Origin of the sequence: Mastigocoleus sp. MO_188.B34, from assembly GCF_030065675.1 — a bacterium.
In the GTDB taxonomy this organism is placed as follows: Bacteria; Cyanobacteriota; Cyanobacteriia; order Cyanobacteriales; family Nostocaceae; genus Mastigocoleus.
Map to the genome: position 1 here is coordinate 89,297 of NZ_JASJDK010000009.1, position 7,272 is coordinate 96,568.

General features: G+C 35.9%; 5 protein-coding genes and 1 pseudogene. 5 read left to right on the top strand and 1 reads right to left on the bottom strand.

Translation table 11 applies throughout. The annotated features are described in order from the left end of the window. Positions 1–552: 552 nt before the first annotated feature. The 4 genes from QNJ50_RS03755 (at position 553) to QNJ50_RS03770 (ending at position 4,016) form a co-directional block, all read left to right on the top strand. On the top strand, positions 553–1,719 hold the full coding sequence (locus QNJ50_RS03755; protein WP_300632157.1) for an RpoD/SigA family RNA polymerase sigma factor: 1,167 nt from the start codon (positions 553–555) through the stop codon (positions 1,717–1,719). A gap of 159 nt (positions 1,720–1,878) precedes the next feature. After that, entirely contained in the window at positions 1,879–2,367 is a 489-nt protein-coding gene (locus QNJ50_RS03760) for a GNAT family N-acetyltransferase (protein WP_300632160.1), read from the top strand. Positions 2,368–2,607: 240 nt separating this feature from the next. Further along, complete coding sequence (gene petJ, locus QNJ50_RS03765; protein WP_300632163.1) at positions 2,608–2,943, top strand: cytochrome c6 PetJ; 336 nt, start codon at positions 2,608–2,610, stop codon at positions 2,941–2,943. A 128-nt stretch (positions 2,944–3,071) separates the two neighbouring features. Then, entirely contained in the window at positions 3,072–4,016 is a 945-nt protein-coding gene (locus QNJ50_RS03770) for a tetratricopeptide repeat protein (protein ID WP_300632165.1), read from the top strand. A 468-nt stretch (positions 4,017–4,484) separates the two neighbouring features. Here QNJ50_RS03770 and QNJ50_RS03775 read toward each other — a convergent pair whose 3' ends face one another. After that, entirely contained in the window at positions 4,485–5,780 is a 1,296-nt protein-coding gene (locus QNJ50_RS03775; protein ID WP_300632168.1) for a PEP-CTERM sorting domain-containing protein, read from the bottom strand. Between the two features lie 926 nt (positions 5,781–6,706). Here QNJ50_RS03775 and QNJ50_RS03780 point away from each other — a divergent pair. Beyond that, positions 6,707–7,272 (top strand): annotated as a pseudogene (locus QNJ50_RS03780) (phosphoserine aminotransferase); the annotation flags it as partial.

Genomic DNA, 7,272 nt, shown 5'->3' on the forward strand with positions numbered 1-7,272 from the left:
CTCAAAAGGATATGCGATGATTTCACCTGTATAAGTTTAGAGAAAATATTCTGCTAAACTACTCAAAATCTTTATTAGAACGAAACAGCACAAATCATTACGCAATCAAGTTGTATAGCCCTGATATGGTGAATAATTTCATGAATATAAACAAATAACCATAAAAATCAACATATTTCCTGATTGTCGATAAACTTGAGCGAATTTATTCATATTTATTAGTTGGCAAGAGAAATATAAGGAGGTTTAACATATTCAACTATCTCCATTTATTGAATAAGAATTTGCAATAAATATTGTAGTTGTCTAGATAATCAAAACTGCAAATTCAATCAAAGTTCTTGTATCTTTATGTAACAAATAACTTGAATAACTCCTTGATAGCTCAAACTCATAATGCAAAAAATTAAGCGGGATATATAGACATAAAATCATATCCCAAAGAATGATAAATTAATAGCATAGTAGTGTTTTTGCTATCAACAAAGGCGCATGTGTCTTTTAGGGAAAAAATAACCGATGTAGAGAACCATTAGCGGCTGTAATTAAATTATGTATCAGATAGAGCAACGATCCCTAAAGGAAAATAGCAATTCTGAATTAGAAAGCGTAGAAATCATGAAAAATGCTGCTGAGAGTCAAGAAAAGGTTTTCAATAATTTAGAGACAGTAGCAGAAGAAGATTTTGTCATTACCGAAAATCTTGAAGCAGAAGTGCGTAATGCAGATGAAATGGGAGCGGCACGTGCTTCTGGATATAATAAGACCGATAATGATGATGCTGTCGGAGCTTTTTTTAAAGAAATGGCGCGTTATCCCCTACTTAAAGCTGATGAAGAAGTAGAGTTAGCGCGAAGGGTTCAATTTTTAGAAGAATTTAGAAATGCACAAGCTTCATTGCAAGAAGAATTAGGTTATCAACCCAGTAAAGAAAAAATTGCTGCTCGGTTAGAAATGACCGGGAAACAATTAGAAAGTCGCCTATATCAAGGTCGAGTAGCTAAACGTAAAATGATTCGTTCCAACTTGCGTTTAGTCGTATCTATTGCGAAACGATATTTGAATCGAGGAGTACCATTTCTCGATTTAATTCAAGAAGGAGCAATGGGATTAAATCGCGCAACAGAAAAGTTTGACCCAGATAAAGGTTATAAGTTTTCTACCTATGCTTATTGGTGGATTAGACAAGCAATTACCCGGGCGATTGCTAATGATGCTCGTACTATTCGTTTACCAATTCATATTGTTGAAAAACTCAATAAACTTAAAAAAGCTCAACGAGAACTCAAGCAACAATTAGGTCGCAATCCGACAGAACTGGAAATGGCGGAATGTTTAGATATTCCTGCTCCACAACTGCGACAATTACAACAATTAAGACGTCAAGCACTTTCTTTAAACCATCGTGTTGGTAAAGAAGAAGATACGGAACTGATGGATTTATTGGAAGACGAAGATAACCAATCTCCAGAAGCAAAAATGAATGAAGGAATGATGCGTCAGGAGATTTGGGAGGTATTGAGTGACGTACTAACACCAAGGGAGAAAGATGTTATTTCTTTACGCTATGGTTTAACAACTAGCGAACCTTGCACCTTAGAAGAAGTAGGAAACATCTTTAATTTGTCGCGGGAAAGAGTACGTCAGATTCAAAGTAAAGCAATGCGCAAATTACGTCGTCCCCACATTGCTAAACGCCTAAAGGGTTGGCTGATATAGTACAGCTTTAGGTTGTAATATATTTCGTTAAACATATCTAGCTGAGATATTTTGGCTGGATATATTTAGTTATTGGATATATTTAGTTGAAATATGGTTGACTGCAGAGTAAAAATTATGAAGTAATAACAATTAGCTATCTTAATGAATAATTAACAAATGACCCTGCAGAATAGCTTTAGCTTGCGATTAGCTCGAGTGGAAGATTGTGATGCAATATTTAATTTGATAAAGGCATTAGCAGAATATGAAAAATTGCCTAATGCTGTTAGTGGTGACGTAAATACTCTTAAACAACATATGTTTGGAGAGCGTCAATATATTGAGGCGATAGTAGCAGAAAACCTTGATGAAATTGTAGGATTTGCCTTATTTTTTCACAATTATTCAACATTTCTGACTAAGCCAGGAATTTACTTGGAAGACCTGTTTGTCTTACCTAAATTCCGACGCCAAGGTATTGGTAAAGCACTTCTTACTAAACTAGCGCAAATAGCTTTAGAGCGCGATTGTGGGCGTTTAGAATGGAGCGTTTTAGACTGGAATGAACCTGCCCAGAAATTTTATCGCGCGATGGGGGCATCAATTTTAGATGATTGGCGAATCTGTAGAGTTACAGGAGATAAAGTTAACTACATTAGCGGATAAACAGTTATCAGCTTACGGCTGACGCCACGCCCTTGCGGGCTACAGTTAACAGTTAATGCATTTAACTTTTGACTTTATTGCGATCGCAGGTTACGAAAATTAACAAAATAACGGTCGTAAAAGGCAAAACTTAACAAAACGATAAGTATGACAGCTTGTCATTTGACGACTGCTGTTTCGTTTTTGAGAATTGAAAGGGACATTTAACCGAGTCATCCTTTTAGGCAGAGGAAACACTGAATGAAAAAATTTCTTTCTATTTTGATCGCGGGTGTAGCGATTCTGAGTTTCGCATTTTGTCCTCCAGCTTTGGCGGGTGATGCTGCAAGTGGAGCAAAAATTTTCGCAGCTAACTGCAACGCTTGTCATATGGGCGGCAATAATGTAGTAAACGGTGCGAAGACATTAAAAGCGGATGCCTTGGAAAAATATGGTATGAACTCTATTGAAAAAATTACATACCAAGTAACCAATGGTAAAAATGCAATGCCAGCATTCAAAGGTCGCTTGAACCCTCAACAAATCGAAGATGTTGCGACCTATGTCTTAGATCAATCAGCTAAGGGCTGGAGCTAAGATTTAATAATCGTTATTTCCTAAAATTGTAGAGTGGGTAAGTAACCTGCTCTACAATTTGTTTTAGTGTAAAAATTACAATCAAATCATTATTCCAGTAAATATTCCAGTTTCAACAACTTAAACATATGCTTAATCGCTGCTACAGCTTGATTTTAGATTTTTTGGTTTTAAGTGTGTTGTTTGTTTGTTTGTGTTTGGGTATTTTTTTCAGCTTTCCCAATTCCTCGTTAGCTGTCCCTAATCCGAAAATGACAGCAGATAATTTCTTTCGGCTGGGTGTAGAATCCATACTAAGGGCGGATTACCAAGGAGCGATCGACAATTTTCTGAAAGTTATTGAGTTAAAGGAAGATTTTGCAGCAGCCTATAGTAATCTTTGTCTTGCTAACCTTCAAATAGAAAACTATCCAACTGCGATTCAAAACTGTACTAAAGCCATAAGTCTAAATCCTAAAAATACAGAAGCTTTGCTAGATCGCGGATTAGCTCACTACCGAGAAGGAGATTTTAAAGCTGCGATCGCAGATGATAACCGGGCGATAAAAATTAAACCCTATGATTTTCGCGCCTACTATAATCGGGGTTTAGCAACTTCTAGTTTAGGTTATTATCAGTTAGCAATTATGGATTATAACCGTGCTTTGAGTCAAGTTCCCCAGACCTCGAGTTTATCAATTGCAGAGATTTATAATGACCGAGGTTTGATGAATTTAGAGTTACAAAATACTTCCGCAGCATTGATTGATTTTTCTCTCGCAATTCGCCATAACGCAAATAACTACAAAGCTTATTTTAATAGAGGCTGTGTTTGTTCCAATAATGGCTATTTTCAAAAAGCCATACAAGACTTTACAAATGTAATTGAACTGCAGCCAGATGATGCAAATGCTTATGTCAATCGAGGTGTGGCTTATTATCATATTGGCGACCGACAAGCAGCGATTGAGAACTTACAAATTGGTGCTGCGTACTTTGTGAAACAAGGACAAGAGTTAGCTTTTAAACAAACTTTAGATTTAATCGATAATTTCGAGGAAGTATCTGAAGATGAATTTGCATATATTGCTTAGAGAAAATTTTTGATACTCTCTGACTCTAATCAAAAAGGTTAACTTCGGTATTATGCGAGAAAAGGCGATAGCGATTTATTGTTTCGCTAACGCCCATAACCCTGATGTTCCTTTTCTAGATTCAATCTTTTTGCTTTCGAGAATCCCTTTCAATACCGTTCGGATAATATATCTGTTTACCAACGAGATCCCTGTAGAGACGTATTAGCGCCTAGCGCAAGCGTACCGGATCCGCAAGGTAGCGCAGCTAGAGGCTCCGCCGTCGCCGCAGGCTCTAGGTATTGCGTGACCGTAAGGTCATAATTTTACGTCTCTACACGCCCAAAATTACAACCCATAAACCTTAACCGAACCGTATTGGAATCCCTTTCCTTTAATCGAGAGATTTAGTCTTTGTTAGACTTGTAGATTTCTTGAGATTTGAAATTAAACTTGATTGACGAGTCAGAGGATATTTCAAAAGTCATATTATTTACTTAATATATCTTGGATCCCCCTAAATCCCCCGCTGTATTGGGGAAATTTTGCGCCCTTTTTAAGGAGGTTGGGGGAACTCAACCGTGACTTTTTGTAACCAAGTATACTTTTAGGACATCCTCTCATACTGAATGCGCATACTACCAACAAACCAAAAATTGTGCTTGGTTCGGGGACTGACTGAATTGGGTTTTTTGGATCTTTCACATCAACATTAATGTCTACTTGAGCAAAACCAGGAGCAACAAGACTTAAAGAGTCATCTTTATCATTTATTCCATCCGCTAACAAAGTAACGTTGAAAGTACGACTTTCACCTGATGGAACATTAGAAAATATACGTGGTTGAGTATTTGCAACATAACCAAAGTCATCACCAACAACATCGAGGGTAATATCTTTGAAAACATCGCTTAAACCTATATTGATTGCATTAATCAAATTACTACTGTCGGAACTTAAATCTACTACCGAACCAAACCCAAAAGTATCTACTAGATTTTCATAATCGGAGCGTACATCTTTTGTGACTGCAAAAATAGGAATTATATTTGCATCCTCTAATTTTTGCTTAACTTGCTCAATTGCAGGATAATCTTCTCCAGTTCCTGGCGTACTTCCATCAAGGATAGCATCACCATTATTTGCAGGGGCTGAAGGATAATCCCCTGCTTTGTGAAACCTTGCATCAGTTGAGAGAACAACAACTTTAAATGCATCTTCGCGGAAGCCAATTTCACTTTCACCACGTACAGCAGTTTGTAACAACGCTTCTAGCTGTGATTCAGGAAAGTCATTTCCCCCTGTTGCAAAGAGATTATTAATAGTTGTTTGTAATTTTGTTACATCGCTAGTTAAACCAAGATCTGTTTTGTAAACAAAACTATTCAAATTTCCAAATGGAATCATAGGTTTATCAATAAAAGAACCAACTCCAAATTGTGCATCTGAAACTGTACTTTTAACGGAATCCACTAGACTGGGTACTAAGTTTTGGATATTTTTTAAATCATCGACAAATGAGCCAGAAACATCTTCTAGTAAAAATAAATCAAGTTTTATTGGCTTAGTGGGGATTTTTACTTGTACATCTACAGAGAGAGGATCATTTGCATCGAGATAAACATCATATGTATCTGGACTTAAGGATGCATTTTCTGGGGCTGGAGTAATACTTGTGATTTTACTTTCCGCAAGAGTTTGTGATGGATTTAATATTCCAGTAACGCTTACAGATAGTGCTGTACCTAATAAGATTCTTGAAAAGTTTTTAATTAAACTATGCATATTAAACTCCAATAAATAAATAATTATTTGTTAATTTTGATTTTTTAAATGTCTTTTTATCTGTTATCTGATTGAAGAATAAGGATGTGCCCAATCTTGTAGAGTATCTGAAATATTTTTTATTTAGCTTTTTGATTTAGCTTTTATTCAAAATAAATAAGGATACTTTGAACTACATTATTGGGCAAAACCTAATATCGATTCTCAATGAAATAAGTAATGGAGAGCTTTGATTCAGTATTTTCTCGGCTCGTAATAATCACGATAAGCGCGTTTTTTTTGAGGTGCCAGCATTTCTACGGACATTTACATAAACATTAAATTATAATTTTTAAACTAAATTCAGCTAATGTCTTTGACTGCAATAATTTCCAATTAAATGATTAGTTTTTGCTCATATAAAATTTATGAAGAGATGCAGTTTTCTTTAAGTTCTTTTCACTTATAAATTTTTATTATATTAATCAATCAAAACTTAAGAATACTAAAGTAATTACTTCTAAGAATATTTTTTCACTTAACCGTCATTTGATTATGAACCTCTGGCTTGAGAATGAGCGGTTAATACAATAAATATCATGTTATTGGGGAAATTGTTAAACATTTTTGAGCTTGATTGATAAATGTTTATGAATCTCTAAATCTCGATACTTTTAAAAATTTCTTTACTCATCAGGCACGATCGCCGATCTTGGATGCAACTAATGTGACAACTGTCTAATCAGCCCACATAGTAGAACTATTTAGGAATAAATACTCCATAATCAGTTACAATCATGAGCGAAAGTTTGCTTAAGTTATCAGTAAGTAATCGTATAAATATTTGTTTACTAAGTATTCATTCACTAACTTAAATTCAGCAAAATTCAAAATTCTAGCAAAACTTCAAAATCCCAGAACAGTTCAAATAAATCATATATAAAGCAATGCAAACACAAGATATAAGCATCCAAAAGCCCGGAATTCGCCCCCAAAATCCCAATTTTTCTTCTGGTCCTTGCTCCAAACGTCCTGGTTGGTCATTAGAGAATTTAAAAGATGCAACTTTAGGGCGATCGCACCGTTCCAAGTTGGGCAAAGGAAAGTTACATCAAGTTATCGAATTATCCAAAGAAATATTACAAGTACCTAGCGATTATAGATTAGGTATTGTACCAGCATCTGATACCGGTGCCTTTGAAATGGCAATGTGGACAATGTTAGGGGAAAGAGGTGTCGATGTTTTAGCTTGGGAAAGTTTTAGTCAAGGTTGGCTAACTGATGTTGTCAAGCAGTTGAAACTTCAAGATGTTAATGCTTACAAAGCTGATTATGGTCAAATCCCCGATCTGGGAGCGGTAGATACAGATCGAGATGTGGTATTTGCTTGGAATGGAACTACTTCCGGGGTGAGGGTACCCAACGGAGATTGGATTAAAGACGATCGCCAGGGTTTGACCCTATGCGATGCAACTTCTGCTGTATATGCAATGGATATTCCTTGGCATAAAAT